The sequence below is a fragment of the Mycobacterium sp. IDUB_5 genome (genome assembly GCF_055419565.1).
Map to the genome: position 1 here is coordinate 475129 of NZ_JBVAXX010000005.1, position 23936 is coordinate 499064.

Sequence of the window (23936 nt, forward strand, 5' to 3'; positions counted from 1 at the left end):
CGACGATCCGACTTGGTGTCACGTGATGGAGCGGTAACGCGCGCACTCCCAGTCACTCACGGCGTTCTGCCATTGCTGGAGTTCCCATTCTCGGGTCTGGGCGTAGTATTCGGCGAAATCGTCTCCCAGCAGGGTCGTGAACGCCGGATCGTTGCGAAACGCCGCGACAGCCGATTCAAGACTGGCGGGTAGCAGGTGACGATCGTCTGCAGGCGTCGATGCGTCGCCTGCCACCGGCGCCGGCGGCTCGACAGCCTCACGTATTCCTTCGCAGACGGCCACCACGAGAGCCGACAAGACGAGATAGGGATTCGTGTCAGCTCCTGGTCTGCGTACCTCGATTCGAGCGTTGCGTTCGGCCAAGGCCACCGCGCGCACTGAGGTCGAGCGATTGTCGACACCCCAGCTGGCCGTGGTGGGGGCAAAGAATCCAGGGACCAGCCGCTTGTAAGAGTTGATTGTCGGGTTCATGATGGCCGACATTGCGGGCAGATGTCGCAAGATGCCCCCGATGGCATGACGCATGGTGACGTTGGGCGTCATCGGGTCATCCGGGATCATCACATTGTTGTCACCGGACCACAGTGACAGGTGCACATGCCCGCTCGATCCTTCCTCGCCAGGGACGGGTTTGGCGAGGAAGCTTGCTTGCAAACCATTTTCACGTGCCACTGCGTGTATCGCGTATCTGAGCAATATGGCGTTGTCTGCCGCGCGCAGACCCTGCGCCGGGTCCAGGTTGACCTCGACCAACCCGGCTCCGCCCTCGGTGTGGATGACGGACAAGCCCAGGTCGAGGCTTTCGCTGGCCGCGTGCAGTTGGTCGCAGAACTCGGCGATTTGATCGACGCCTGCGGCGCTGTAGCACTGGGGTCCCGTCGCGGCCTTGCCATCCTCGAGTCGTCGCAAACGCAACTCATATTCGAACGCCACGACGGTCCGCAACCCCAGTTCCTCCAGCTGCCCGAGTGCCGCTCGCAGAACCTGACGACTGGACAGATCACAGGGAGACCCATCGGACCAGGTCAGGTCGCCAAGGCAGATCCGACCATCGGTCCGCCAAGACACGGGCCGCAGTGTGGACTGGTCGGCAATCAACAGCACGTCGCCCGATCCCGCAGCAGGCCCGATGTTCTGCAACGTCGTGATCGGGGCGTCGACGGGGTCAATGGCAAGGATGATGTCAGGGGTGGCCACATGTGGCTGCTCGCAGAGACGATCGAATGCCGCGTACGTGTAAGACTTTCCGCGGATGACGCCGTTGACATCGGTGAAGCCCAGAAATGTGAAGCTCATGTGTTCTCCATTCGAGGACAGGGCGACTGTCCCGCCGCGAGATCGAAAGCCCGCCCCGATCGGCACCCGGGTGACGCGTCATTGGTCGGAAATGAAGACATTTTTCTCCTCGGTGAACGACATCAACGCCTCGGGTCCCAACTCGCGGCCGATGCCCGACTGCTTGACGCCCCCGAACGGTGTCCAATAACGCACCGAGGAGTTCGAATTGACGCTCAGCGTGCCGGTTTCCACCGCCCGCGCAACTCGCATCGCCCTGCCGACGTCGCGAGTGAACACAGAACCCGACAGTCCGTATTCGGTGTCGTTGGCCATCGCGACGGCGTCAGCCTCATCGCCGAAGGGCATGACCGCCAGGACCGGCCCGAACACTTCCTCGCGCCAGACTCGCTCGGCGGGGTCGTGTACTGAGACCACCGTCGGCGGGCACCAGTATCCCGCTCCGTCCGGGGCTGATCCCTGAAACGCCACAGCACAGTCGGTCAAGAAGCTGCGCACCCGGTCTCGGTGCGCCGATGAGATCAACGGACCCATGTCGCTGGCCGGATCGGCCGGATCGCCGACGCGCATTTGCCCGACACGCGCTTCGAGTAGGGTCATGAACTCATCGAACACGTTGCGCTGCAGCAGTAACCGCGACCGCGCGCAGCAATCCTGGCCGGCGTTGTCGAAGACGGCGGACGGGGTGCTCGCCGCGGCAGCGGCTAAGTCGGCATCGGCGAAGACGATCATGGCACTCTTGCCGCCAAGTTCGAGCGTGACACGTTTGATCTGATCGGAACATCCCGCCATGATTCGCCTGCCCACGGCGGTGGACCCGGTGAAGCACACTTTCCGTACGGCGGGATGCGACACGAACCGTTCACCGACGACCGCTCCTTCCCCGGGGAGCACCGTGAACACACCCTCGGGAATCCCGGCCTCCTCGGCGAGCTCACCCAACCTGATCGCTGTCAACGGCGTCAGTTCAGACGGCTTGAGAACGACGACATTTCCAGCAGCCAAGGCTGGCGCAAACCCAAACGCAGCGATCGGCATGGGAAAGTTCCACGGCACGATGATGCCGACCACCCCGAGAGGTTCGCGGAAGGTGACATTCACACCCCCTGGCACCGGAATCTGTTGTCCGATATTGCGTTCAGGAGCACCCGAGTAGTAGTCGAGGATGTCTCGGACGAGCCCTGCCTCGGCGACTGCGTTTCGGCGAACGTGGCCAGCGTTGGCGACTTCGAGATCAGCCAATTCGTCGGTATGGGCGTCGACCGCGGCGGCAAATCGGCGCAGCAGTCTGCCGCGGGTGGCGGCTGGCGTACCTCGCCACCCGATGTACGCCTGGGCGGCTAGGTCGATAGCACGATCGGTGGCGGCACGGTCGGCCCAGCGCACGGTGGTGATCACCTCCTCGGTGGCCGGATTGACGACGCCATGTTGACTCATCACTTTTGCCCCGGTGCGGTCAGCGCTGTGCCTCGACGGCCGACGGGGCTCGCCGCCGCCTCTTCGCGACGGACGGGACTGGGCAACCAGGGTCGGGCGGTGTCGATCTCGCGGGCTAGCCGGGACCCATCGAAGACCGCATCGGCGATCAGTCGCGGAGTCACGCAATCCCCCACCCGGTACACCGCAGTGATGCCGCAGCGGGCCAACCGTTGATCATCGCCGACCAACTCATGGTAAAGGGCATCTTCGGAAAGTCGTTGCGTCACCAGGACAACAGCGTCGGAGGGCACAGCAAAATGCACACCATATTCGTCGAGCACGACTCCAGAGCGCGTGACTCGACGCAGCTGGCAGTCTCGCCGCACCTCGATCTGAAGACGGCGCAGTCGCTGCCGTACGTAGCCACCTTCAAGCGTCTCGTCGGCGAAAGGCGCCACTGTCGCAAACGGCGTGACGAACTGCACGTCGAAGCCTTCATCGTGCAGGAGTTCGGCGAGCGCGCTGCCCATGAAGTATCCCTCGGAGTCATAGACCACGACCCGACGCCCTGGGGGTAACTTGCCCTGCACCATGATCTGTTCGGGTGTCAGCACGTGGTCGCACCGGGCGTCGCAGCCGGGGATCGCTTCGTGTGTCAAATGATTCATTCCATCAGTGGCCCAGCGAGAACCCGAGGCGATCACAACGATCTGCGCACCGTAGTCAAGGACGTCCGCCAGTTCCAGCCGATTTCCACAGGCCACTTGGACGTTGCGCAGTTGACGCAGCTGGGTTTCCCGCCACTCCCACACGCGAGCCCACTCTCCGAGGCCCGGTAGCCGACACATCCATCGAAGCGCTCCACCGAGGTGCGCACCGGCGTCGACAAGATGGACGTAATCAAGCCCGCGCTTGCCGAGCACCATCGCGCATTCCATCCCTGCAGGACCGCCGCCCACTACTAGCACCGGCGTGTCCCGTGCGGCGATGGACACCATCGTCTCCGGGTGCCACCCGCGGCGGTATTCCTCTCCTGCCGTTGGGTTCTGCGTACACGAGAGGTGACCCAGGTTCCCAGTGGCGATACATACGTTGCACCCGATGCACTCGCGGATGTCGTCGATATGACCCGACTCGACTTTGCGAGGTAGGAAGGGGTCGGCAATCGAGGGGCGGGCCGCGCCGATCAGTGCCAGTTCACCCGTGCGGATGATGCGAGCCATCTCATCGGGGTTGGTCATCCGCCCCACACCCACGACGGGCGTGGGAGTAATTGCTTGGACCTGGCTAGACCAGCGCAGTTGGGAACCCTGTGTGACGAAGCGAGACGGCCCCGAATCCAGGGACCAGGTGACCTGGGTTCCGACGTGAATGTCCCACAGGTCTACCAGATGATCTGTCAGCGAGACGAATTCGAGTGTTTCTTCGATACCGACTCCGACCGGCCCTTCCGGGGTTACCCCCATGCGAATTGCGATCGCGCAGTCCTCGCCTACCGCGGCGCGTACCATCTCGGTGGTCTCGAGCCAGAATCGTGCGCGATTGCGAAGGTTCCCGCCGTACTGGTCTGTGCGGTGGTTGTAGAACCGGGACAGGAACTGTGTCGGCAGATGGGTGTGGCCACCGTAGACGTAGACGATGTCGAAGCCGGCCTCCCTCGACCGGCGCGCTGCTTCGACCCAATCATGCTGAACCCGGCGGATGTCGGTGAGTTCCATCTGCTTGGGTACACGAGTGGCGTGGGCATCGCTGGCCAGCTGGCTCGGTCCGATCAACGGCCACCGTGATTCCCTGGCACTGGCGTCGGCACCGCCGTGGCCGAGTTCGATCGCCGCCAAGGCTCCGTGCTGATGAACCCCGTCAGCGAACACAGCCAGCCGCGCGACGTCTTCGTCGTCCCACATCCGCTCGGTACGCACGGGCGTGATGTCGGCATCGGGACTGATCGTGCAGATGCCCGTCGACACTGCGGCCCAGCCCCCTTCGGCTTGGGTGGCGGCGTAACGGGCGCGCGTTCGGTATTTTTCCGTACCGAATCCAGGCCCGTGGGGTACCTGATAGAAGCGGTTTCGCAAGATCTTCGGTCCAATGGCAAGTGGTTCGAAGAGCGCAGCGTGCTCTGGCCGCGTCATGTTGTTCCCATCGTTGGGCCGGTCGCGCAATCGATACGCACCACAGCTCGGCTTTATGGCCTCGTAACGAGGCCAAATCTACGATGGCCCGGCGAGGGTGTCAACATTAGAAGGAGTTGGCTGTCAGCTGCCCGGCGTTTCCCGCCACGAAAGCGGGGAACCGATGCCACGACGGCGTCGCGCGGCGTCGATCAGGCTCCCAATGACTCGGCTCCGGTCATTGGCTTCCGGATGCCATTGCACGCCAACGGCGTAGGTGTGCCTGCTCGACTCGACCGCTTCGATGACCCCATCGCCAGCGTGCGCGACGGCACGCAGATGATCGCCGAGGCGGTCGACAGCTTGGTGATGGTGACAGTGGACTTGGTGGTCCGCCTCGCCGATAGCGTCGAATAGGGCAGACCCGGCATGCACCGCCACCGTGTGCTCCGTTCCCGAGAAAGTGCCCAGTGCCCGACGGTGAACAGCACGCTGTGCGTTGTCGAGATGCTGAATCAGTGTGCCTCCGAGGGCGACGTTCAGAATCTGCATGCCCCGGCAGATTCCGAGCAGGGGAATGTCACGTTGCAGCGCAGCCGCTGCGACGGCGAGTTCGTGTTCGTCTCTTTCTGGATTGCTCGCTTCGGTGTGTTCTTCGCGCCGCGCGCCGTAGATCGCGGGGTCCACATCGACACCACCGATGAGCAGCACGCCGTCCACCCGATCCAGCACGGTATGGACGTGTGCGCTGGATGAGGATGTCGGTGGAATCAGCACCGACAGTGCGTGGGACCTGGATATGGCGCGCAGGTAGTTGCCGGGCGCGATGGCCGCCTCGGCGTCCCAGAAGCCCCAACGAGCGCGTTCCAGGTTCGTGCAGACGGCGATGACGGCTCCGGGGCGAGGCACATGAATACCTTTCTATGGCTCCTTATTAAAGCCATAGACTAACGCAGCTCACGGCATCTCCGGTCGAGCCCGGGCTGACGGTGCTCAGCTGCCCTTGGCGCGGTAGGAGCTGGAGGTGCCGATCAGGACCCGAACCCCGGCTTCGGTTGGTCCGAGGTGCTCGCCCATGGCTCGCGCTGCCCGAACCGGATCGGAGGCGTAGATGGCGTCGAGAATCGCTTCGTGCTCGCTGTTGATCCGTTCGTGCCACATGGCAGTTCCGGGTTGCGCCCAGATGGCTTGGTTGAGGGTGATGCGCACTTGCCGCACGGCTGCCGCAAGGTGTTCGATGCCAGTAGATTTGGCGATCAAAATATGGAATTCCGTATCCAGCTGGTGAAATTGGAGAGGATCGTCGGTCTCGCGCATCCGCGTCATCAGCCCTCTGAGCCGATTGAGGCAGTCCGAGTCTGCGGTTCGTGCGGCTTCGGCAGCTGCGCCTTCCTCAATGATCCTGCGGAATCGGACAGCATCTTCGAGCTCGTCGCCTGCCAGTCGAATCTCCAGCAACCGCCGCTCGTGGCCGTCGCCATCTAGACGAGGGTCGGTGACGAAGGTCCCCCCAGAGCGGCCGCGGCGTGTCTCGATCAACTTCTCCAACTCGAGGATGTGCAGGGCTGCCTTGATGGTGTTGCGACCGACTCGCAGCATCTGAGCGAGGTCACGTTCCGTTGGCAGTGCTGCACCGACCGGAATGAGCCCGAGCAGGATGTGGTGGCGCAGTTGCTCGGCCACGTACTCATGCGCACGCACCGGTTCGATCGGCGTGAAAGCCATCAACGGCTCCCTGTTCTGTGTCGGTGCGCCGCCTTCGTCCACAGTAGACATCCGTTTATGGTACGCAATTGGTACCGCAAAGCCAGGGGCCTGGCAGAGCTCCTGTGCCCATGCAGGCGGAATGCTGCTGAACCGCGGAGAGACTTTGGAAGGTGGCATCTGGTGGCCGAGGGATCATTCTGGAACGCCGTCGACGACTACGTCATTCGCTACGGGGCTACATTTACTCCGCGTGTGATCGAACGGGCACAGGGTTCGTACGTCTATGACTCGGCGGGCGAGGCCATCCTCGACTTCACCTCCGGCCAGATGAGTTCCATTCTTGGCCATTGCCATCCGGAGATCGTCTCTGCCACCTCGAGTGCCATTGCGTCGTTGGACCATCTCTACAGCGGCATGTTGAGCGCGCCGGTGGTGCAGTTGGCCACCAGACTGGCGGCGACGCTTCCCGCTCCCCTGCAAAAGTCCATGCTGTTGACCACCGGCGCCGAAGCGAACGAAGCCGCGCTCAAGATTGCGAAGCTCTACACCGGAAAGTACGAGGTGGTCTCGTTCGACCGGTCTTGGCATGGCATGACTTCCGGGGCGGCGGCGGCTACCTTCTCTGCTGGGCGCCGAGGTTACGGCCCACCGGTCCCGGGAAACCTCACGCTGCCCACGCCGAATGCCTACCGGTCGCCGTTCCGCAAGCCCGACCAGTCCTACGACTGGGAAGCCGAACTCGCCTACGGATTCGCGTTGGTCGACCGCCAGTCGTCAGGCAGTCTGGCGGCCTGCATCGTTGAGCCGATCCTGTCGTCGGGCGGAATCATCGAACCGCCTGCGGGCTACTTCCGCGAGCTCAAGTCGATGTGCGAGCAGCGTGGAATGCTGCTGATCGTCGACGAAGCCCAGACCGGCCTCGGCAGGACCGGCTCCATGTACGCCTTCGAGCGGGACGGTATCGTCCCCGACATCCTGACGCTGTCAAAGACGTTGGGGGCCGGCCTACCGGTGGCGGCCACGATCACCACGGCAGAGATCGAACAGAGCTGCCATGACCGGGGTTTCTTGTTCTTCACCACACACGTGTCCGACCCGCTTGCCGGCGCGGTCGCACTCACTGTTCTCGACGTCATCGAGCGAGAGGGGCTGGTGGCCCGCGCGGCGCAGCTTGGTGCGCAGCTGACTCAACGGCTGATTGAGATCCGCGACCGATTCGAAGTCGTCGGCGACGTACGGGGTCGTGGACTTCTCCAAGGTGTGGAACTGGTCCGCGACAAGCACAGCAAGACTCCTGCAGATCGGCTCGGAGCCACGATCACCGCGGAATGCTTGTCGCGTGGTCTGCACATGAACATCGTGCAACTTCCGGGGATGGGCGGCATCTTCCGCATCGCCCCGCCGTTGACCATCACCGAGACCGACCTGCATCGCGGACTGGACACTCTGCAGGCATCCATCGGCGCCGTCGTTGCATCGGGCGCGGCACACGGCTGACTGTTCGAAGGTTGACGCACGGCCGCTCCTATCCTAGGTTTAATGGACTTGCATTGGAGCCTTTAATCGCCAGCGCCTCGTGATTCTTCGGAACCCTGTTAGGAAATTGAGCGTGCACACCGTCTCACCATCGCCTGCGGGCCGCGCCCGAGCTGGCGCCTTCCGGCCAACGGTCAGCAGCGGCACATCGATCGCCGTGGCGCGGTGGTTCGCCCAGCTGCTGGTGGTTCTGCTTATCGTGTCGGTCGCGGTATTCGTGGCGACCCGTGTACTGCCCAGCGATCCGGCCCAAATCAAACTCGGTCCCCGCGCCAGCCTGCCGGCGCTGGCAGAGCTTCGTTCGCAGATGGGACTCGATCGAAGCTTGTTCGTGCAGTACGTGAGCTACATGGCCGGCGTTCTTCGCGGTGATCTCGGTCAGTCCTGGGATGGCCGGTCGGTGGCGGCTCTGATCGCCGAACGTGCACCGCTGAGCCTGATGCTGCTGGCCGGTGGCTTAACGGCTAGTGTAGCGATCGCCGTTCCCCTTGCCCTGATCTCCGCCGCGCGGCGAGATCGCATGGCAGACCAAACTATTCGAGCGCTGGCTCTCGTGGCCCTCTTCCTACCATCGTTCTGGGTGGCGTTCATCGCCATTCGGTTCGTCGCCCTCCAGACCGGATGGTTTCCCGTCTCTGGGTTGGGTTCGACGCCCGACGACCTCGTTCGCTCCCTGGTACTTCCCTCGCTGACTATCGGCTTCACCACCGCTCCGTTGCTGGTTCGCAGTCTGCGGAGCAGTCTCATAGAAATCCTTGAATCCGACTACGTCGCAGTGGCGCGTGCTCTCAAGGTCCGCCGGTGGCGCTTGACCACGCACCACATCCTGCGCAATGCCGTGGGACCGTCGATCGCCATTCTTGCCGTGCTCTTCGGTCTGCTCCTGTTCGACGTGGTCGTCATCGAATACGCCTTCGACATTCCCGGGCTGGGCTCGGCGCTGATCGACGGAGCCCGCCACAGAGATGTCTCCGTCGTCCAGGGACTCGCGCTGCTGTTCTCCGTAGCCGTCGTCATCGCCAACTCCCTAGCCGACGGCGCGGCGAAGTGGCTGGACCCCCGACAGAGGACGCGATGACGACAACCGCAGATCGCACCACCGGGCCTCGGCGGATGGTGCCCGAAAGTCGCCGCAGCTCGCGGGGACTGGGAAAGTTGCTCGCCGGCGGACTCGTCGTCGCGGCGTTCCTGGTGGTGGCGTCGGCGCCGAGCCTGATCGCGCCTTTCGACCCGATGCACCAGGACCTCGCCAATGCGCTGGTAGCACCGGATGGCGAGCACCTGCTCGGCACCGACAGCCTCGGCCGAGACGTGTTCTCGCGCCTGGTATACGCCACCCGGGTGGACTTGCGGGTGGGGGTGCTGGGTGCGGTGTTGCCGATGGTCATCGGCAGTACCGTCGGCCTGATCGCAGGGATGGCTCACCCGTGGGTTCGTGCCGCTCTGATGCGGCTCGCTGACGTCGTGCTTGCTTTCCCTGTTCTCGTTTTGTTCATGGTGCTGGTGGGTCTGATGGGGCCTGGTGACGGCGTTCTCTTCCTCGGGCCAGGTGAGGCGCCTGTGCTCCTGGGCTTCGCGTTGGTGGGATGGCCGGTCTATGCGCGACTTTTGAACGCAGAAGTGCGACGGGTCACGTCCTTGGGCTACTACGAAGCAGCCCGAGCGGGTGGGCTGCCGGTTCCTCGTATCATCGCCCGGCACGTCCTGCCCAACAGCATCGGACAAGTTCTGGTCTACGCCTGCGTGGACATCGCCCTTGCCATCCTGGCCCTGTCGACCCTGTCCTTCATCGGCCTAGGCGTGCCGCCCGGAGTGCCGGAATGGGGATCGATGATTGCCGACGGCAGTCAGGCGATGGTGACCAGTTGGTGGCTCGTCGTCGCCCCCGGCATCGTGATCTGCGTTCTCGGTGTCGCTTTGGCGCTCATCGGCGACGGCCTCGACGACCGGCTGAAAGGAAGCTGAACGTATGACCGTGCCGGTGCTGGGCGTGCGGGGGTTGACGGTCGCGGCTGGTCGAACTCGGCGCGCCCGAATCGTCGAGAACGTGACATTCGAGCTGCATGCGGGCCGCTGCCTGGGCATCGTGGGTGAGTCCGGCAGCGGCAAAAGCATGACCCTGCGCGCGATCATGGGACTGGCGCCGGCACGAATCACCGCCGGGACGGTCGCGGCCGGGACGCTCTCGATGATTTTCCAAGACGCCATGAGCGCTCTGAATCCGGCCATGCGTGTCGGTGAATTGGTGGCTGAAGGTCTTCGTGCTCAACGGGTTCCGAGATCGAAGCTGCGTGCCCGAGCACTGGAACTGTTGGCCGAGGTGGGCGTACCCGACCCGCGGCGGCGAGCGAACAGCTGGCCTCACGAACTTTCGGGCGGTCTGCGGCAGCGCGTCATGATCGCAATGGCGTTGTCGGTGGAGCCGCAGGTGTTGCTGTGTGACGAACCGACCACGGCGCTCGATGTCACGATCCAGGACCAGGTACTGTCGCTGCTGGAGAGGCTCCGTGTCGAGCGCGACCTGGCCATGGTGTTCGTCAGCCATGACCTGGCGGTGATCTCCCGCATCGCCGACGACGTGGCGGTCATGTACAGCGGTAGCTTCGTGGAAGTCGGTGCGGCGTCGCAATTGCTGACCCTCCCCCGCCATCCGTACACCCGGAGTCTTCTTTCGGCGGCTCCGGACGCCGGTCGACCCAAGGGCCGCTTGACCACCATTCCCGGCCTTCCGCCCGATGTCGGTTCCCGGCCCCCGGGTTGTGTCTTCGCTCCCCGCTGTGCGATGAGCGAGGAGGAATGCACGACCGCGAGGCCGCCGTTGCGCACTGTTGCAGAACGGCACCAATCAGCCTGCCGGCGGCAGGAAGTCGTCTCAGAGGCGGTGCGATGACTCCGATAATCGAGCTGAACGACGTGTGCGTGCGCTTTAGCGGACTCACCGCGGTGGACGAGGTCAGCTTTGCGGTTGACCGCGGAACGGCCATCGGTATTGTCGGCGAGTCTGGTTGTGGCAAATCGACTTTGGCGCGCGTCATGGTCGGTCTACAGAAACCCTGCGCGGGCGAGGTGCTGATAGACGGTAGTCCTGCAGGCGCACACCGCTCGAGGGAGCAACGTCGCCGCATCCAGATGGTGTTCCAGGACCCGACCTCCTCGTTGAACCCACGCATGACCGTGGGCTCTATGCTGCGCGAACTGCTCGTCGCACACGGCCATCGAAGCCGCGACGCTCTCCACACACGCGTTCGTGAACTGGTCGACCTGGTGGGGCTACCCCAGTACGTGCTCGAGCAAAGGCCCAGAGTGCTTTCCGGGGGACAGCGACAGCGAGTGTCGATTGCGCGGGCCCTCGCAGTCGAGCCCGACGTGCTGGTCGCCGACGAGGCGGTGGCGGCCCTCGACGTGTCGGTTCAGGCAACCATCGTCAATCTCCTGGTCGAACTACAGGAGCAGTTGGGATTGACACTAGTATTCATCTCGCACGATCTGGGTGTCGTCCGCGCGGTGTGTGACGACGTGGCCGTGATGTATTTGGGTCGCGTCGTCGAGGTGGCGCCGGCCGATCAAATCTTCCGGTCGCCGGGACATCCGTACACTCGAGCGCTCCTGCGCGCTGCACCGACGATCCGCACCACAGCTGATGCGCCGGCCTCGGAAGTCCTGCACGGTGAATTGCCGAGCGCGTTCGACATCCCGAGCGGATGCCGTTTCCACCCTCGTTGCCCGGAAGCCATCACAGGATGCGACAGTCACGACCCGGTCTTGCGCTCCGCCGGATCCGACCACCAAGTGGCCTGTGTGCTGCCCGCGCCGCGACTCTGAACTAGGGCGGGATGCGGTCAGGAGGAGGCGCGGCTGAGCGGAGCGACCGAAAAGCCTGTTGACACAGGTGCTTCGAAACCCTCGATGCCAGCCTGCACCGCGAAGGTTTGTTTCTTGGAGACCAGCGGTATCACCGAAGCGCTGTCGTAGGCCCACCGCTCGTAGAACTCGCTCGCGGCTTGTAGCTCGTTCTGATTCTGGGCGTCGTAGAGCATCTGAACAGCAGCACGGGCCGCCGTGGCGTCGTCACCGGCGTAATAGTTCTCCGTATCGGCCAAGAATCCGACCGGGTCCAGAGGGGTGGGCGCCAGCGCGGTGTTCTCCAACAGTGCCAGCTGGTACTCCCCCTTGGTCAACCTGTCAGTTTGCGTCGCACCTTCGACTTTCTCGATCACCGCGTTGATGCCCACCGATGCCAGCATGGGGACCAACGCCTGGCCGGCAAGATCGGTCGATCCGCCGCCGGTGAGGATGGTGATGGGCTGGCCGGTGTAGCCGGCTGAGCTGACGAGTCGCTTCGCCTCTGGAACGTCATGACGACCCCAGTCGCACGTCGGGCATGGCATGACGTTGGGAACGATCTGTGGCGCAACGGTTGTCGCGGATACCGCTTCACCCTTGTAAACGCTCGAAACAAGGGCCTCGCGGTCGACCGCCAACGAGATGGCTCGGCGCATATCCGGTGAGGCCAGCACCGCATCGCGCACGTTGACAATCAGCAGATCTTGCCAGAACGACGGAGAACGCCGCAAAACCTCCTGCGGATACTGCACCGCGTCGGTCGGGCTGATCTCGCTCACGATGTCGAGCTGTTTCGATTGAAATTGCACCAGGCGCTGATTGGCATCGGGGATTACGTCGAACTCGACCCTTTTGAAGAACATGTCGTCGCGCCTGCCGTAGTGGGGATTGGCAACGACTACGACCTGCTCGGACAATCGGGCCGATTCAACTGCGTAGGGGCCGGATCCGACCGGCTTTCGGAAGAAGTCTTCCCGCGACATCCCCGCGAAGTCCTTGGGGAGGATCGACGCCGTGCCGATGGCCAAGACCCCCAATGACGCCAGGCCGGTGGAGCTGAGGTGCAGGATCGCCGAGTGCGGATCCGGAGTGGTAACCCGGTCGATGGATGCGTACCAGGAACCGTAGGAGGCGCTTTGCTTCCACACGTCGACCGAGAAAGCGACGTCGGCCGAAGTGACCGGCTTGCCGTCGGAGAACTTGGCCGCGGGGTCCAGGGCGAAGGTGATGGTGTGCGCTGGCGCGTCGACTTCGTACTTGGTGGCGAGCCCGGGAACGATGGCGCCTTTGGGGTCGAGCGCGACCAGCGTTTGAAAGATGTTGGCTAGAACGGCGAACGATCCGGTCTGATAGGCCACAGACGGGTCCAGTGTGTCGACCGGGGCGGCGAGTGACATCGTCAGGGTGTCCCCCGCGCCACCGCTGCGAATGGATGCTGGACTGCAGCCCGATAAGGCCAGCCCCATCGCGAGACAGACCGTCGCGACAGCTCGAAGATTCATCGTCACGCTCCCCTATAAACAAAGGCTCTTTGGCTCTTGTTCGGAGCCTTTATGCTGCATCATGGAATCCGCGCCGTCAAGGACTGCGCCCCTCGCGGACCGCGCGGGCCACTCCGAACCAAGAGTCAGGACCGATCGTGACAGCAACGCACTCCCCCGATGGACGTCCGCGCGCCCGCGCACTGGGCATCTCCTTCGGAGGCGATCCCGGTGCCCTCAATGCCATCACCGACGTTCCCGGCATCGAGGTGGGTACCACCACCCTGATCGAAGGGGACGGCTCATTGGTGGTAGGCAAGGGCCCAGTCAGAACCGGCGTTACCGCTGTCCTGCCGCGCGGCAGATCCGGCCTTGGAGAACCCTGCGCGGCCGGCTGGTACTCCCTGAACGGCAACGGCGAGATGACCGGCACTACATGGGTCGACGAGGCAGGCTACCTGGACATGCCGGTGGTGCTTTCCAATACGCATGCCATCGGTACCTGCCACGCGGCCGTCATCGCCTGGGCCAACGACGTCGATCCGCGGTTGTCACGGCGGTGGCTGCTTCCAATCTGCGCCGAGACCTACGACGGTTACCTCAACGACATCAACGGACACCACGTGACCGAGGCGCACGTTCGCGCAGCACTCGATGGCGCGACAAGCGGACCGGTCGCCGAAGGGTCCGTTGGCGGCGGTACGGGAATGAGCTGTTATGACTACAGCGGCGGTAACGGCACCTCGTCGCGGCTGGTGGCTTACGGCACCACGTCCTACACGGTCGCGGTGTTCGCCCAGACGAATTTCGGGGTCCGCACCGAACTCACCATCTCCGGAACGCATGTTGGTCCTTCTCTCGCACAGGACAATCCGATCGCCGAGCCGTGGCACGGAGCAGATCCCACAACACCTGTTCCACCCGGCGCAGGGTCACTCATCGTCCTAGTGGCAACCGACGCGCCGCTGCTCCCTGGCCAGTGCAAGGCTCTGGCGCGACGAGTCCCCCTGGGAATAGCTAGGACCGGGACCACGGGCAGCCACTTCTCAGGGGACATTTTCCTGGCCTTCTCAACCGCGCCGGCGCCGGGACTGTCGAGCGACTATCCGCGAGGCGAACCGGATGTGAAATCGTTGTCCTTCATCCCCTGGGGACGTATGGACGATCTTTACACCGCCGCCGTGCAAGCGGTCGAAGAAGCCATTATCAATTCGATGGTGGTCAACGAGGAGATGACGGGCCGCGACGGCCACCGACTTCCAGCCCTTCCGCTGCGTCGCCTCGACGAGCTCCTCCGGGGGTAGCTGCACACGGCCGCGAGCGACATCCGGCGCAGGCACCGAGACGACGTCCGCGAAAGCTTCGACTGCGCACGCACGGCCCATAGGGCAGGTTGTCGGTGGCAGACACTCTAGGCCGCGGTTAGTCGCTAGACATGCGCGTCGACTTGCGCTGAATGCTTGTCGCCGACATTGTTGAACTTGATCGGATTTCGCGGATTTGGGCCGACTTGGTCGGCCTTGAAGCGGCGATAATTGATCGTCGGGGTGACCGAGCAGGAAGCGGCGATCTCACCCACGGCTAATTGGCGCGAGTCATACATCCGCTCGGCCTTGGCGATCGGGGCCGGTGTCATCTTTGGTGTGCGCCCCGACGTCCGCCTGCGCAGCAGCGGCGAGGCCGGCGCCTCGGGACCGGCCTGAAGGGCGTTGGGCCAGCGTGGCTATCGCGCCAATCTGGCAGCTCGCCGCGCCGGTGCCGGCTCGAACAGCCCCCGGCAAGTCTTGACGCCCGCCCCTCCAAAACCACGTTGAATCACAACTGAATTGGATATCCAGCGAGTATTCCATTCTCGTTCTGCAGCGAGGACTCTGCATCCCGCGGTGCACGCAACTGGTCATCGCGAATGCTGCAGTGTCATACACGTCGAGGACAACACCCGCGACATGGGAGAACGCTCCCCAGTGACCGGTTTGTCAGTCCATCCTCGACGGGCCTAGCCGGGCGAGCCGATGAACTCCATCCCGGCGTCGATCGCCGGACGGTGCCGCAGGATTCGGTAGTGCGCCAGCCGGCCAAGCCCCCGGGTCGTCATCAATTGAGCGCCCGGCCAGATGGTCGACAGTCGCGCCGTCGCGGCGTACGGGCTATCCGGGTCATCGGGGTCGTGGATGAGCAGCAACGGCGGATAGTTCGCGCGGCGGCCGAGGTGCGACATGTTGGTCTCGGCCAGCCGCATGCCGATCCGCCTCTCCAGACGACGGTGTAAACCGCCACGAATCCGGGGACCGAAGTCGTGTCGCGCAGCGAAAAGATCCAGGTACAAAGGGAAGTCACCCATGGGAGCCAACAACACCAGTCGCCCGACGGGTGCACCGTCTGCCGCAGCGAGTGCAGTCGCATTGGCCCCCAACGAATGCGCCACCACCGCGTGGGCGGGACCGTGTGCCCGGATCATCGCCGCAATCGCGTCGGCGCACTCAGTGGCGGTGGTGCGCCCGGGCGCCAGCTCCCCCGGCTCGGATGCGTTGTGGCTGGGTAGATCGAAAGCAATAGCTCGAAAGCCACTCTTTATCAACGGTTTGACGAATACCGCAAGGTGCGCGCGCTGCCCGCCCCAGCCATGCACCAGGTACACCGGCGGCCCGTCGCCCCACTGCTCGCCCACCACCCGGTGTCCGTCACCCCAGTAGGCGTCGATGGGCTCACCCGGACCGACGCCGGGAGGCATACGCAGAGCTGATTCCAGCACCGGCGGTGTGCACCACAGCTCGACCGCCCAGCGCGACCCCACCCACGGCGCCAGCCGCTCCAACCACCGGAACGCCCGGCGCACCCTGGAATCGACCGGCGGCAACACACCCGAGCCTGCGATGTCGAGCGGTGCGATGGCGCTCGCCTGGCCCGGCGCGCGTGCAGAAGCCTCTTCGGTCACCCGAAGATCATGGCACTAGGGGCATCACACCGACCGCGACCACCTGCCCTCTCGGCACGTGAGCGCGACGTCGGACTGCTCGGAGCGGCGCCGATGCTGACCGCGTCCGGTCAGCCCTTCTGCACGACATTCCGAAACCCGTTGCCCACGCAGGCACCGGCTCGTCAGCGAACGGTGTCGTTCATCAGTCAAGTGGGGCCGTCTTGCTCACTCGAGACACCGAGCTCAGATGATGCGCGCCTTGGTGATACGGATTCTGGTCAGCAGGCCGGGCGGGGCATCCTTCGGTGGGAAATGTTCGCTGGAGCCGAGCATGACCTCCGCCAACTCGGTCAACAGTTCGGGGGCGCCACCCTCGACGACACTGGCCTCACCCGTCACGGTCAAATACGAGGTCAGAGCTCCGGGATGGGGCTGCCTGGACAAGATGGTCACCGCCACGCGCGGGTCCCGACGGATATTGCGGGTCTTCTGATACTCCGCCAGATGAGCGGTGACCAGTTCGTCCCCGTCGGGCGTCGACTGCAGCACCATCCACACGACCGACACCTGTGGACTGCCGTCGGAATTGAGAGTGACCAGCGTGGCGTCGGCACCGTCGCCGATGATGGCGCGCGCGTCGGCGTCGAGTCTCATGGTGGTCTCCTTCATGTCGGTGTGGACGTCACGTCCACCATCATGATGCCGCACGCCGATAGAAGTCGACATGCGCGGCAGCCGCGGCGTCCCACGTCATGCTCGACGCCAACGCACGACCCGGCGCCGCGTCGGGTGGTGTGGCGATTGCTTCCAGGAGCCGAGTGGCGAAACCCACCGGTTCGGACGCGTAGGTCACGGTACTTCCGAACACTTCACGCAGAACGGGAAGGTCCCGTGCCACCACGGGTCTGCCCGCGGCCAACGCCTCCATGGCGGCCAGACCGAACCCCTCCTTGGTGGACGGGAAGGCGAACACCTCGCATGCGGCCACCAGACTCGGTAGTGCGTCGTTCTCGACGGTACCGAGGATCACTGGGGAGACGCCCAGTTCAGCGCAGCGCTCGTCGTATGCGGACCGGTAGTCGCGATAGTCGAAAAGCGTTTCACCACCAGCGATCACCAGCGAGACTGTCGGTTCATGCGCCCGAAGCACAGCCATCGCCTCGACCAGATCTACCGTCCCTTTGCGGGGCTCGATCCCCCCGACCGCCAGGACATACCGACCGAGCTCTGCGTGCCACCGTTGCTGCGCCGCCACATCGTGTGATGCATCGATGAACCGTTGCGCTTGAACACCATTGGGTATCACCGTCGGCGACAGACCCCAGCAGGCGCGGACTTCGTCGGCCACCGCCTGTGAGACACAGATCCGGGCGTATGGCTCGACGATGGCGCGCTCGTGGCATTCGGCGAGGACGGGGGTCGTGAACTGGTCGAGATGGTGGATCGTGCGGATACACCGCCCCACCGCATTGGCGCTGATGCAGTCCTGCGCGTGCACGATGTCGAAATCATTCGCACAGAACGCGTCTCGCAGTGTCGCGATCGAACGCACGATCCGATCGGTGACGGTGTCGCCGGGCAGATCGGTGAACTCGACGAGATTGACGGTCACGGCAGGATCGACGGCACGGAAGAAGCCGCGATCACCGGCGCGCGCCAACGACCACACCGTCACATCGACCCCGCGGTGCGCCAGCGCTTCGGCCAGGTTCAGCGTGTGCACCACACCGCCGCGCGGTTTGGTCGAGTACGTCAGCAGGGCGACACGCATCGTCACGACCCGCTCCGGTAGGTGTCCGGGCGCAGTTCCGCGAGGTGGTTGAGCACCTTGCGGGCGCGACTGATCTCGGCGTCCACGTCGATCTCCGCCTTCGCGAGCCCCCCTTTTGCTCGGGTGGTCGCCAGAATGTCCCCGCCCGGCCCCACCACCTTGGCCTGACCGAGGAAACGCAGATTGCCCATCACACCAGTCTGATTGGACGACACCAACACCACCTGGTTCTCGGCGGCGCGAGCGCAATCGTACAAGTCGAACAGACGTGACTGACGGTCGGCGGGCAGCCGAGAGGCGCGATCGGTGATACTGGCCGGCCACGCCGACAGAGCGGCGATGACGTGCGCGCCTTCGGCCGCCAGGGTGCGCGCCGCTTCCGGGAAGGTCTTGTCGTAGTCGATCAACATCCCGAGTCTCCCCACAGGGGTGTCGAATGCCGAAAAGTCCTCACCTGCAAGGTAGGTCAGTGATTCGCCTGCCGGCTGGTGCACCTTGCGATAGGTGCCCAGGACGCCGTCGCCGGTGACGCAGATGGCGGCGTTGTACCGGCCGCCACCGGCGGCTGCCTCCGCATATCCCAAGCAGACGGTCATCGGCCCTGCCGCGGCGATGACGTCGGCGATCTCGGGACCGTCAGGATCGAGCGCAGGCGGCGGGTCCGCCGGGTCGGGGGCACGGAAGTCGCCGATGTACCCACCCAGGCACGCGTCGGGCAGGACAAGCAGATCGACGCCGTCCTGTCGGGCGGATGCGATGATGCCGACGACTTTCTCGACACAGCGAGGGAGGTCGCGCCCGAAGTGCGCGGCCACCGCAGCCAGGGTCACCGATGTCATCGGCTGTAGCCTACGACGGCCCCAGCCCCGTCACCGCAGGCGCGAGCGCGTTCGTCACCATTCCGTCGGGCCACCGCAGCCGCACGCCGGGTTCGGCTGTCAGCACACCGCATTCGGCGCTGTCGACGCCGGCGGGCGGGGCGTGCACCGACTGCGGTCCCGCGGTCAGCATCCCGTACCCCGGGAAGCAGGTCAGCCAGTCCCCCATCGCCGCATCAGTGGGCCGAGGGACCGACGCAACGTCGATCTCCGCTCCGGTGCCGCACGCTTCGGCCATCATGCCGAGGGTGCCGGCGATGCCGGCCATACTCACGTCTTTCGCCGACTTCGGCGACGCCTGCGCCACCAGGCCCGTCATGGCCACCAGGTCGGCGCTACTGCGTCTGCCGGCCGAATCCCACTGCCGCCCGTGATATCCCGGCCGCCATCGACCCGAGGTGTCTGCGGTCAACCGCACCGTGTCCCCCACTGCGGCTCCTCCGGCTCGAACGGGGGCACTGCTGCGTCCCAGCGCAGTGACGGACAGGGCTGCCGGCACACCGAGCTGGGTGTGTCCGCCGAGAACCGGTACCTGCCAGGCCGCCGACGCCCGGGCGACGCCGGCGATCACCTTGTCGAGCAGGGCCCGGGTAGGAGCGCCCACAGCATCGAGGAGACCGATCGGGCGCGCTCCCATGGCGGTCAGATCGTTGACGTTGACCAGAACCGAACACCAGCCGGCCCATTCAGGGTCCCGTTCCACCATGGACGGGATGATCGCGTCGCACGCGGCAATCAGGTCGCTTCCCGGCACCGGCACGCCGTCGTCACCGACGAAACCCGCGGGCCCGAGTGCTCCCGGCACAGTTCGTAGGGGCGCCAACGCATCACCGAGAAACGACTTGGTGGCGGTGGCGACTCGTTGGATCGATGTGATCGGCCATCGCATCCAGGCGTGCTCCTGTCCGGCGACCACCCGCCCACCGACGAGATGCCATCCCAGGCTCTCGAACAACCGGGAGTACCGCCGTTGCACGGTCGCCTCGAATCGCAGCACGCCGGCCGACTCGGCATGGGCGCAGGCCGCCCGCACCAGCGCGGGCCCTACACCGTCGGACCGAACGCCGGGGTGGACCACCAGCCTGCTGCCGGTCCACCATCCGATGTCGGGGTCGGTGGCCGGGGCCAGCCGCACTCCCCCGAGCACACTCCCATCGGGGGCGGTGGCCAGCAGGACGACTGTGCGTGGATCGTCGTCGATGTCGTCGCGGTCGGAACCCGTGAACAGGCCTTGAGCGGAGACGAACTCTTCTCGGCGCAGGTGCCGGTAAGCCGTGATCTCTGACGAGCTCGACGCCGGGGTGATCAGGAACGGAGCTGCCGGGCGCGGCGTGCCGGACAGGATCGACAGTCCTACAGGGGCGTGCGCGCTCGCTGCGAACGGGATCATCACGCCCCCAGGTTCTGCAGGACGCTGCACGCTCCGCATGCGGCGCACCCCGCCCGCTGGTCGGCTCCTGTCATGCCGGCTGACTGCAGCATCAGGGCGACTTCGCGGCTGACCTTCTCGACCACCGATGCCTCTGGGGCACAAGCACCATCGACGTCGACGGCAAGCGATCCAGACTGCGGACGGAACGGGACGACGAACGGGTACACCCCCATGTCGATCAGTTCTGCTGCGCCACCGATCAACTCCTGCGGGTCTTCCCCGAGTCCGACGAGCAGGTAGGTCGACACCTGGTTGCGCCCGAATACCCGTACCGCCTCACGCCAGGCCTCCCGATAGCGCTCGACAGTGACCTGGGCTTTGCCGGGCATCCATCGTTTCCGGACCTCGTCGTCGAGCGATTCGATGTGGATGCCGATGGCGTCGGCGCCGGCCTCGCGCAGTTCGGTCAACACCTCCAGGTCCGCAGGCGGCTCGCACTGCACCTGGATGGGCAGCGACGGCACCGCACCCTTGACCGCACGGACACAGCGGGCCAGGTGGCGAGCACCGCGGTCGCTGCCCGCCGATGTGCCGGTCGTCATCACCATCTGGGTGACGCCATCCAGACGCACGGCCGCAGCGGCCACCTCGGCCAGCTCAGAGGGCCGTTTCACCGCAGTGGTGGCCCCCGTTCGCAGCGATTCCTCGATCGTGCAGAACCGGCACCGCTGGTCTTCGGCGTACCGGATGCATGTCTGAACCACAGTGGTGGCCAGCACGTCGCGGCCGTGCAGGCGGGCCAGCTTCTCGTAGGGCACACCGTCGACCGTGCACAGGTCATAGAACCGTGGCCGAGTCACCACCTCGACGTCCAGCCCGGTGTCCTCACCGTCGAGCATCACTCGCGTTCCGTCGAAGACGAAGGGACTGTCCGGGTTACGTGGAATGGCGGCATTGAGGCCGTCGATGACCAGGTGACCGTCAGCACTGGGCCCGGCACCCGCCGTGCGACTCACGGGTGGTGTGCCCCGAAAACCCAACAGCGCAAGATCAACTCGGGTGGATACAGTCATGAAATGCCTCCTACGCTCGTGCGGTCTTCTGTGCGTGGAAGGCACGTCGATGTGCCGTAGGTGCGGATGTCATGGCGTCAGCTCCCGACGGCGAGTCGTAGCACTGACTCGTGGTAGCCGCTGATGATGGTGGCGGCGATGTGCGAGGCATCGCGGTCGATGCCGAGGAACCGGCCCGATCCCCACGTGTGCATCCACGGCAGACCGACGAAGCTCAGCCCCGGCACCGATGTGACCCCACGAGTCTGCATCGGCCGGCCACCACCGTCGAACGCGCTGGCCTCTATCCACCGGTAGTCCGGCCGGTAGCCGATGGCCCACACGATGCTGGTGACGTTCTCGGCGGCCACATCCAGTGTGGTGGGCTCTGCCTCGGGCTCCCATACTGGCTCATAGCGGGTGGCCGGCGGCGCGGTGATGCCCTCGCGTTCGATGTAGGCGTCGATGTCCGAGCAGATCGAGTTGTAGACGGCGTCGGCATGGTCGAGGGCAGCCCGCAGGGTGGGCTCGAAGCACAGCAAGGTGTCCTTGCCGTCGGACAGCGCCCCGTAGAGCTTCATGCCCTCCAAGGCGAACTGCCGCAGATCCACATCGCGGCCACCGTCTCGTCCTGTCACGTAGTGATTGGTCTTCTCGATCGCGGCTTTTCCACCCGGATACTGTTGCGCAGCTCGGTCGTAGAGCCCCATGTCGGAAAGCCACGTCATGCAGTCACGGCCGCGGTAGAACCGTGCGACGCGAGGTGCGCTCCCCACGGCGAGGTGCACCTGGCGGCCGGCGAGGTGGAGATCCTCGGCAATCTGCGCTCCCGATTGTCCGGTCCCCACGACCAGCACCGCGCCGTCGGGCAGTTGATCGGCGTTGCGGTACTGCTCAGAGTGGAACTGAGTGACGCCCTCGGCCAGTGACGCGGCGTAGGCCGGTATGACCGGCAGCGGGTATCCGCCCGTGGCGATCACCGCGTTCTCACACGTCAGAATCTCTGTCCCGCTGGGAGTCTGGAGGGTGAGCTCGAATCCACTGTCCAGTCGCTGCGCCAACCTGGTGACCCGGGTGTGGGTTCGCAGCGGCGCGTCGAACGTCTCCAACCAGCCGTGCAGCCAGGCCACCACCTCGTCGCGGGTCATGAAGCCATCGGGATCCGGACCGTCGTAGGTGTAGCCGGGCAGTTTGCAGTGCAAGTTTGGAGTGACCAGGGTGAAGTTGTCCCAACGACTGTCGGCCCAGGCGTGCACCGGGGTGGCGGCTTCGAGCACCACATGGTCGATGCCGACTCGATTCAGGTACCAGCTGACCGACAACCCGGCTTGCCCGCCGCCGATGATGGCGACCGGCACATGCGGCGGGGTTGTCATGCCCACCCCGATGCAGGACGCATTTCGGTGATGACGACCTCTGCGTCGGCGGGAAACCGGCTGCCGGCATGCACGATCTGCTCCTTGGTGGCCGATGCCGACGTGCACGCGAACCCGTACTTGGCGCGCACTCTGTCGCTGGCCTCCTGAAGCGCCACACCTACACGGTTCAGCAAGTCGCTGACGGTGTAGCGCTCGCCCGCGGTCAGGAAGTCGTACATCACCAGGCTCGGGGAATAGCACGACTGCGTGGAGCCGTCTGGCCAACGGATGTCGAACGTCATCTCAGGCATGGGCCAGCCCCGCCCACTTCGCTGTCTCGGTGTCGGTCAGCGGACCGTAGACGTCGGGCCTGCGGTCACGCAGGTGGAACATGCCGGCGCGCATCGTGCGGAAGGTCGCGTCGATATCGACCTCCGCCACTGCCATACCGCTGCCGAGCAGCGTCGTGGCGAGGATGTTGCCGCCCGGGTCGACCACTTTGGCGTTGCCGACGTAGCGCAACGACCCGAAGGTACCGCTCTGGTTGGCAGCCACCCAGAACACCTGGTTGTCCAGGGCGCGGGCGATGTCGAACTGGTTGAACCGGTACGTCCAGCGGTCCTCCTGCAGATTCTCAGCGGTCGCTGTGCGGGCCGCCGGCCACGCAGAGAGGCTGGCGATGATCTGTGCGCCGTCGAGGGCCATCATTCGTGCCGCCTCGGGAAACGCTTTGTCGTAGCATATCTGTAGTCCGATCCGACCGGCCGGGGTGTCCCAGACGTCGTAGCGATCTCCCGCCGAGTAGGACATGCCCTCCCCCAACGGCTGATGCACCTTGCGATACACCCCGTACACCGTGCCGCCATCGAGCAGAGCCGCTGCGTTGTAACGGTTTTCGCCGTCATCGGAGAGTTCGCAGAATCCGATAGCCACGACCAGATCACCGGCGAGCTGCTGCACCCGACGGATCTCGGGTCCGTCGACACGGATGGCCGGCGGCAGCGAGCGAGTGGTGGTCTTTACGGTGTCCCCATGGTTCCCCAGTGACGACAGGTACCCCCCGATGGCCGCTTCGGGCAGCGCCAGGAAATCGACCCCACGGTCGCGAGCCTCGTCGACCAGCGACGTGATCAGAGCGTAGTTCTGTTCCAGATCCCGGGTGAAGTTCGCGGAAGCCGCTGCAATAGTGGTCATT

22 protein-coding genes are annotated in these 23936 nt (G+C 64.8%); 6 read left to right on the forward strand and 16 right to left on the reverse strand.

Features of this window, described 5'->3' with window-relative positions:
- Nucleotides 1–18 precede the first annotated feature (18 nt).
- The 5 genes from ACZY1G_RS19085 to ACZY1G_RS19105 all read right to left on the reverse strand — a co-directional run bounded on the left by ACZY1G_RS19085 (nucleotide 19) and on the right by ACZY1G_RS19105 (nucleotide 6602).
- Complete coding sequence (locus ACZY1G_RS19085; RefSeq protein WP_463823312.1) at nucleotides 19–1296, reverse strand: glutamine synthetase family protein; 1278 nt, start codon at nucleotides 1294–1296, stop codon at nucleotides 19–21.
- A gap of 78 nt (nucleotides 1297–1374) precedes the next feature.
- Entirely contained in the window at nucleotides 1375–2733 is a 1359-nt protein-coding gene (locus tag ACZY1G_RS19090; RefSeq protein WP_463816318.1) for an aldehyde dehydrogenase family protein, read from the reverse strand.
- On the reverse strand, nucleotides 2733–4877 hold the full coding sequence (locus tag ACZY1G_RS19095) for an oxidoreductase (protein WP_463823313.1): 2145 nt from the start codon (nucleotides 4875–4877) through the stop codon (nucleotides 2733–2735). The genes ACZY1G_RS19090 and ACZY1G_RS19095 overlap by 1 nt, the downstream gene beginning before the upstream one ends.
- A gap of 93 nt (nucleotides 4878–4970) precedes the next feature.
- Nucleotides 4971–5735 (reverse strand): gamma-glutamyl-gamma-aminobutyrate hydrolase family protein, encoded by a 765-nt coding sequence (locus ACZY1G_RS19100; RefSeq protein WP_463816320.1) that lies wholly within the window; start codon nucleotides 5733–5735, stop codon nucleotides 4971–4973.
- 84 nt (nucleotides 5736–5819) lie between these two features.
- Nucleotides 5820–6602 (reverse strand): FadR/GntR family transcriptional regulator, encoded by a 783-nt coding sequence (locus ACZY1G_RS19105; RefSeq protein ID WP_463816321.1) that lies wholly within the window; start codon nucleotides 6600–6602, stop codon nucleotides 5820–5822.
- Nucleotides 6603–6713: 111 nt separating this feature from the next.
- On the opposite strand from ACZY1G_RS19105, the gene ACZY1G_RS19110 reads away from it, so the two are divergent.
- The 5 genes from ACZY1G_RS19110 (at nucleotide 6714) to ACZY1G_RS19130 (ending at nucleotide 11891) form a co-directional block, all read left to right on the forward strand.
- A complete protein-coding gene (locus ACZY1G_RS19110) occupies nucleotides 6714–8030 on the forward strand; it encodes an aspartate aminotransferase family protein (protein WP_463823417.1) in 1317 nt (438 codons plus the stop codon).
- Nucleotides 8031–8142: 112 nt separating this feature from the next.
- Nucleotides 8143–9147: an ABC transporter permease gene (locus ACZY1G_RS19115; RefSeq protein WP_463823314.1), complete on the forward strand. Its 1005-nt coding sequence runs from the start codon at nucleotides 8143–8145 to the stop codon at nucleotides 9145–9147.
- On the forward strand, nucleotides 9144–10034 hold the full coding sequence (locus ACZY1G_RS19120) for an ABC transporter permease (RefSeq protein WP_463823315.1): 891 nt from the start codon (nucleotides 9144–9146) through the stop codon (nucleotides 10032–10034). The genes ACZY1G_RS19115 and ACZY1G_RS19120 overlap by 4 nt, the downstream gene beginning before the upstream one ends.
- Nucleotides 10035–10038: 4 nt before the next feature.
- Nucleotides 10039–10959, forward strand: a complete 921-nt coding sequence (locus ACZY1G_RS19125; RefSeq protein ID WP_463816324.1) for an ABC transporter ATP-binding protein — start codon at nucleotides 10039–10041, stop codon at nucleotides 10957–10959.
- A complete protein-coding gene (locus ACZY1G_RS19130) occupies nucleotides 10956–11891 on the forward strand; it encodes an oligopeptide/dipeptide ABC transporter ATP-binding protein (RefSeq protein WP_463816325.1) in 936 nt (311 codons plus the stop codon). Before ACZY1G_RS19125 ends, ACZY1G_RS19130 begins: the two co-directional genes overlap by 4 nt.
- A gap of 17 nt (nucleotides 11892–11908) precedes the next feature.
- On the opposite strand, the gene ACZY1G_RS19135 is transcribed toward ACZY1G_RS19130, so the two are convergent.
- Nucleotides 11909–13414 carry an ABC transporter substrate-binding protein gene (locus ACZY1G_RS19135; RefSeq protein ID WP_463816326.1) on the reverse strand — a complete coding sequence of 502 codons (1506 nt, stop codon included), beginning with the start codon at nucleotides 13412–13414 and terminating at the stop codon, nucleotides 11909–11911.
- Nucleotides 13415–13551: 137 nt separating this feature from the next.
- On the opposite strand from ACZY1G_RS19135, the gene ACZY1G_RS19140 reads away from it, so the two are divergent.
- Nucleotides 13552–14697, forward strand: a complete 1146-nt coding sequence (locus ACZY1G_RS19140; protein ID WP_463823316.1) for a DmpA family aminopeptidase — start codon at nucleotides 13552–13554, stop codon at nucleotides 14695–14697.
- 125 nt (nucleotides 14698–14822) lie between these two features.
- On the opposite strand, the gene ACZY1G_RS19145 is transcribed toward ACZY1G_RS19140, so the two are convergent.
- From ACZY1G_RS19145 to ACZY1G_RS19190, 10 genes are all read right to left on the reverse strand, one after another.
- Nucleotides 14823–15029 (reverse strand): hypothetical protein, encoded by a 207-nt coding sequence (locus ACZY1G_RS19145; RefSeq protein WP_463816328.1) that lies wholly within the window; start codon nucleotides 15027–15029, stop codon nucleotides 14823–14825.
- A 360-nt stretch (nucleotides 15030–15389) separates the two neighbouring features.
- Nucleotides 15390–16328, reverse strand: a complete 939-nt coding sequence (locus ACZY1G_RS19150; RefSeq protein WP_463823317.1) for an alpha/beta fold hydrolase — start codon at nucleotides 16326–16328, stop codon at nucleotides 15390–15392.
- 225 nt (nucleotides 16329–16553) lie between these two features.
- Complete coding sequence (locus ACZY1G_RS19155; RefSeq protein WP_463823318.1) at nucleotides 16554–16964, reverse strand: PPOX class F420-dependent oxidoreductase; 411 nt, start codon at nucleotides 16962–16964, stop codon at nucleotides 16554–16556.
- Between the two features lie 40 nt (nucleotides 16965–17004).
- The gene (locus tag ACZY1G_RS19160; RefSeq protein WP_463823418.1) at nucleotides 17005–18081 is read right to left on the reverse strand and encodes an MSMEG_0565 family glycosyltransferase; all 1077 of its coding nucleotides are present in this window, start codon (nucleotides 18079–18081) and stop codon (nucleotides 17005–17007) included.
- Nucleotides 18082–18083: 2 nt separating this feature from the next.
- Complete coding sequence (locus tag ACZY1G_RS19165; RefSeq protein WP_463816330.1) at nucleotides 18084–18920, reverse strand: carbon-nitrogen hydrolase family protein; 837 nt, start codon at nucleotides 18918–18920, stop codon at nucleotides 18084–18086.
- Nucleotides 18921–18930: 10 nt separating this feature from the next.
- Nucleotides 18931–20349: an MSMEG_0567/sll0787 family protein gene (locus tag ACZY1G_RS19170; RefSeq protein ID WP_463823419.1), complete on the reverse strand. Its 1419-nt coding sequence runs from the start codon at nucleotides 20347–20349 to the stop codon at nucleotides 18931–18933.
- Nucleotides 20349–21404 carry an MSMEG_0568 family radical SAM protein gene (locus ACZY1G_RS19175; protein WP_463823319.1) on the reverse strand — a complete coding sequence of 352 codons (1056 nt, stop codon included), beginning with the start codon at nucleotides 21402–21404 and terminating at the stop codon, nucleotides 20349–20351. The genes ACZY1G_RS19170 and ACZY1G_RS19175 overlap by 1 nt, the downstream gene beginning before the upstream one ends.
- Nucleotides 21405–21481: 77 nt before the next feature.
- Entirely contained in the window at nucleotides 21482–22759 is a 1278-nt protein-coding gene (locus ACZY1G_RS19180) for an MSMEG_0569 family flavin-dependent oxidoreductase (protein ID WP_463823320.1), read from the reverse strand.
- On the reverse strand, nucleotides 22756–23052 hold the full coding sequence (locus ACZY1G_RS19185) for an MSMEG_0570 family nitrogen starvation response protein (RefSeq protein WP_463823321.1): 297 nt from the start codon (nucleotides 23050–23052) through the stop codon (nucleotides 22756–22758). The genes ACZY1G_RS19180 and ACZY1G_RS19185 overlap by 4 nt, the downstream gene beginning before the upstream one ends.
- Nucleotides 23045–23935: a carbon-nitrogen hydrolase family protein gene (locus ACZY1G_RS19190; RefSeq protein ID WP_463823322.1), complete on the reverse strand. Its 891-nt coding sequence runs from the start codon at nucleotides 23933–23935 to the stop codon at nucleotides 23045–23047. Before ACZY1G_RS19190 ends, ACZY1G_RS19185 begins: the two co-directional genes overlap by 8 nt.
- Nucleotide 23936: the final 1 nt, after the last annotated feature.

What these genes read in the sequence shown, in the direction of transcription:
- ACZY1G_RS19090 (WP_463816318.1), bottom strand. Translation starts at nt 2,733, where the DNA reads ATGAGTCAACATGGCGTCGTCAATCCGGCCACCGAGGAGGTGATCACC.
- ACZY1G_RS19185 (WP_463823321.1), bottom strand. Translation starts at nt 23,052, where the DNA reads ATGCCTGAGATGACGTTCGACATCCGTTGGCCAGACGGCTCCACGCAG.
- ACZY1G_RS19170 (WP_463823419.1), bottom strand. Translation starts at nt 20,349, where the DNA reads ATGATCCCGTTCGCAGCGAGCGCGCACGCCCCTGTAGGACTGTCGATC.
- ACZY1G_RS19180 (WP_463823320.1), bottom strand. Translation starts at nt 22,759, where the DNA reads ATGACAACCCCGCCGCATGTGCCGGTCGCCATCATCGGCGGCGGGCAA.
- ACZY1G_RS19085 (WP_463823312.1), bottom strand. Translation starts at nt 1,296, where the DNA reads ATGAGCTTCACATTTCTGGGCTTCACCGATGTCAACGGCGTCATCCGC.
- ACZY1G_RS19155 (WP_463823318.1), bottom strand. Translation starts at nt 16,964, where the DNA reads ATGAGACTCGACGCCGACGCGCGCGCCATCATCGGCGACGGTGCCGAC.
- ACZY1G_RS19190 (WP_463823322.1), bottom strand. Translation starts at nt 23,935, where the DNA reads ATGACCACTATTGCAGCGGCTTCCGCGAACTTCACCCGGGATCTGGAA.
- ACZY1G_RS19160 (WP_463823418.1), bottom strand. Translation starts at nt 18,081, where the DNA reads ATGCGTGTCGCCCTGCTGACGTACTCGACCAAACCGCGCGGCGGTGTG.
- ACZY1G_RS19130 (WP_463816325.1), top strand. Translation starts at nt 10,956, where the DNA reads ATGACTCCGATAATCGAGCTGAACGACGTGTGCGTGCGCTTTAGCGGA.
- ACZY1G_RS19145 (WP_463816328.1), bottom strand. Translation starts at nt 15,029, where the DNA reads ATGACACCGGCCCCGATCGCCAAGGCCGAGCGGATGTATGACTCGCGC.
- ACZY1G_RS19175 (WP_463823319.1), bottom strand. Translation starts at nt 21,404, where the DNA reads ATGACTGTATCCACCCGAGTTGATCTTGCGCTGTTGGGTTTTCGGGGC.
- ACZY1G_RS19135 (WP_463816326.1), bottom strand. Translation starts at nt 13,414, where the DNA reads ATGAATCTTCGAGCTGTCGCGACGGTCTGTCTCGCGATGGGGCTGGCC.
- ACZY1G_RS19165 (WP_463816330.1), bottom strand. Translation starts at nt 18,920, where the DNA reads ATGACATCGGTGACCCTGGCTGCGGTGGCCGCGCACTTCGGGCGCGAC.
- ACZY1G_RS19125 (WP_463816324.1), top strand. Translation starts at nt 10,039, where the DNA reads ATGACCGTGCCGGTGCTGGGCGTGCGGGGGTTGACGGTCGCGGCTGGT.
- ACZY1G_RS19105 (WP_463816321.1), bottom strand. Translation starts at nt 6,602, where the DNA reads ATGTCTACTGTGGACGAAGGCGGCGCACCGACACAGAACAGGGAGCCG.
- ACZY1G_RS19120 (WP_463823315.1), top strand. Translation starts at nt 9,144, where the DNA reads ATGACGACAACCGCAGATCGCACCACCGGGCCTCGGCGGATGGTGCCC.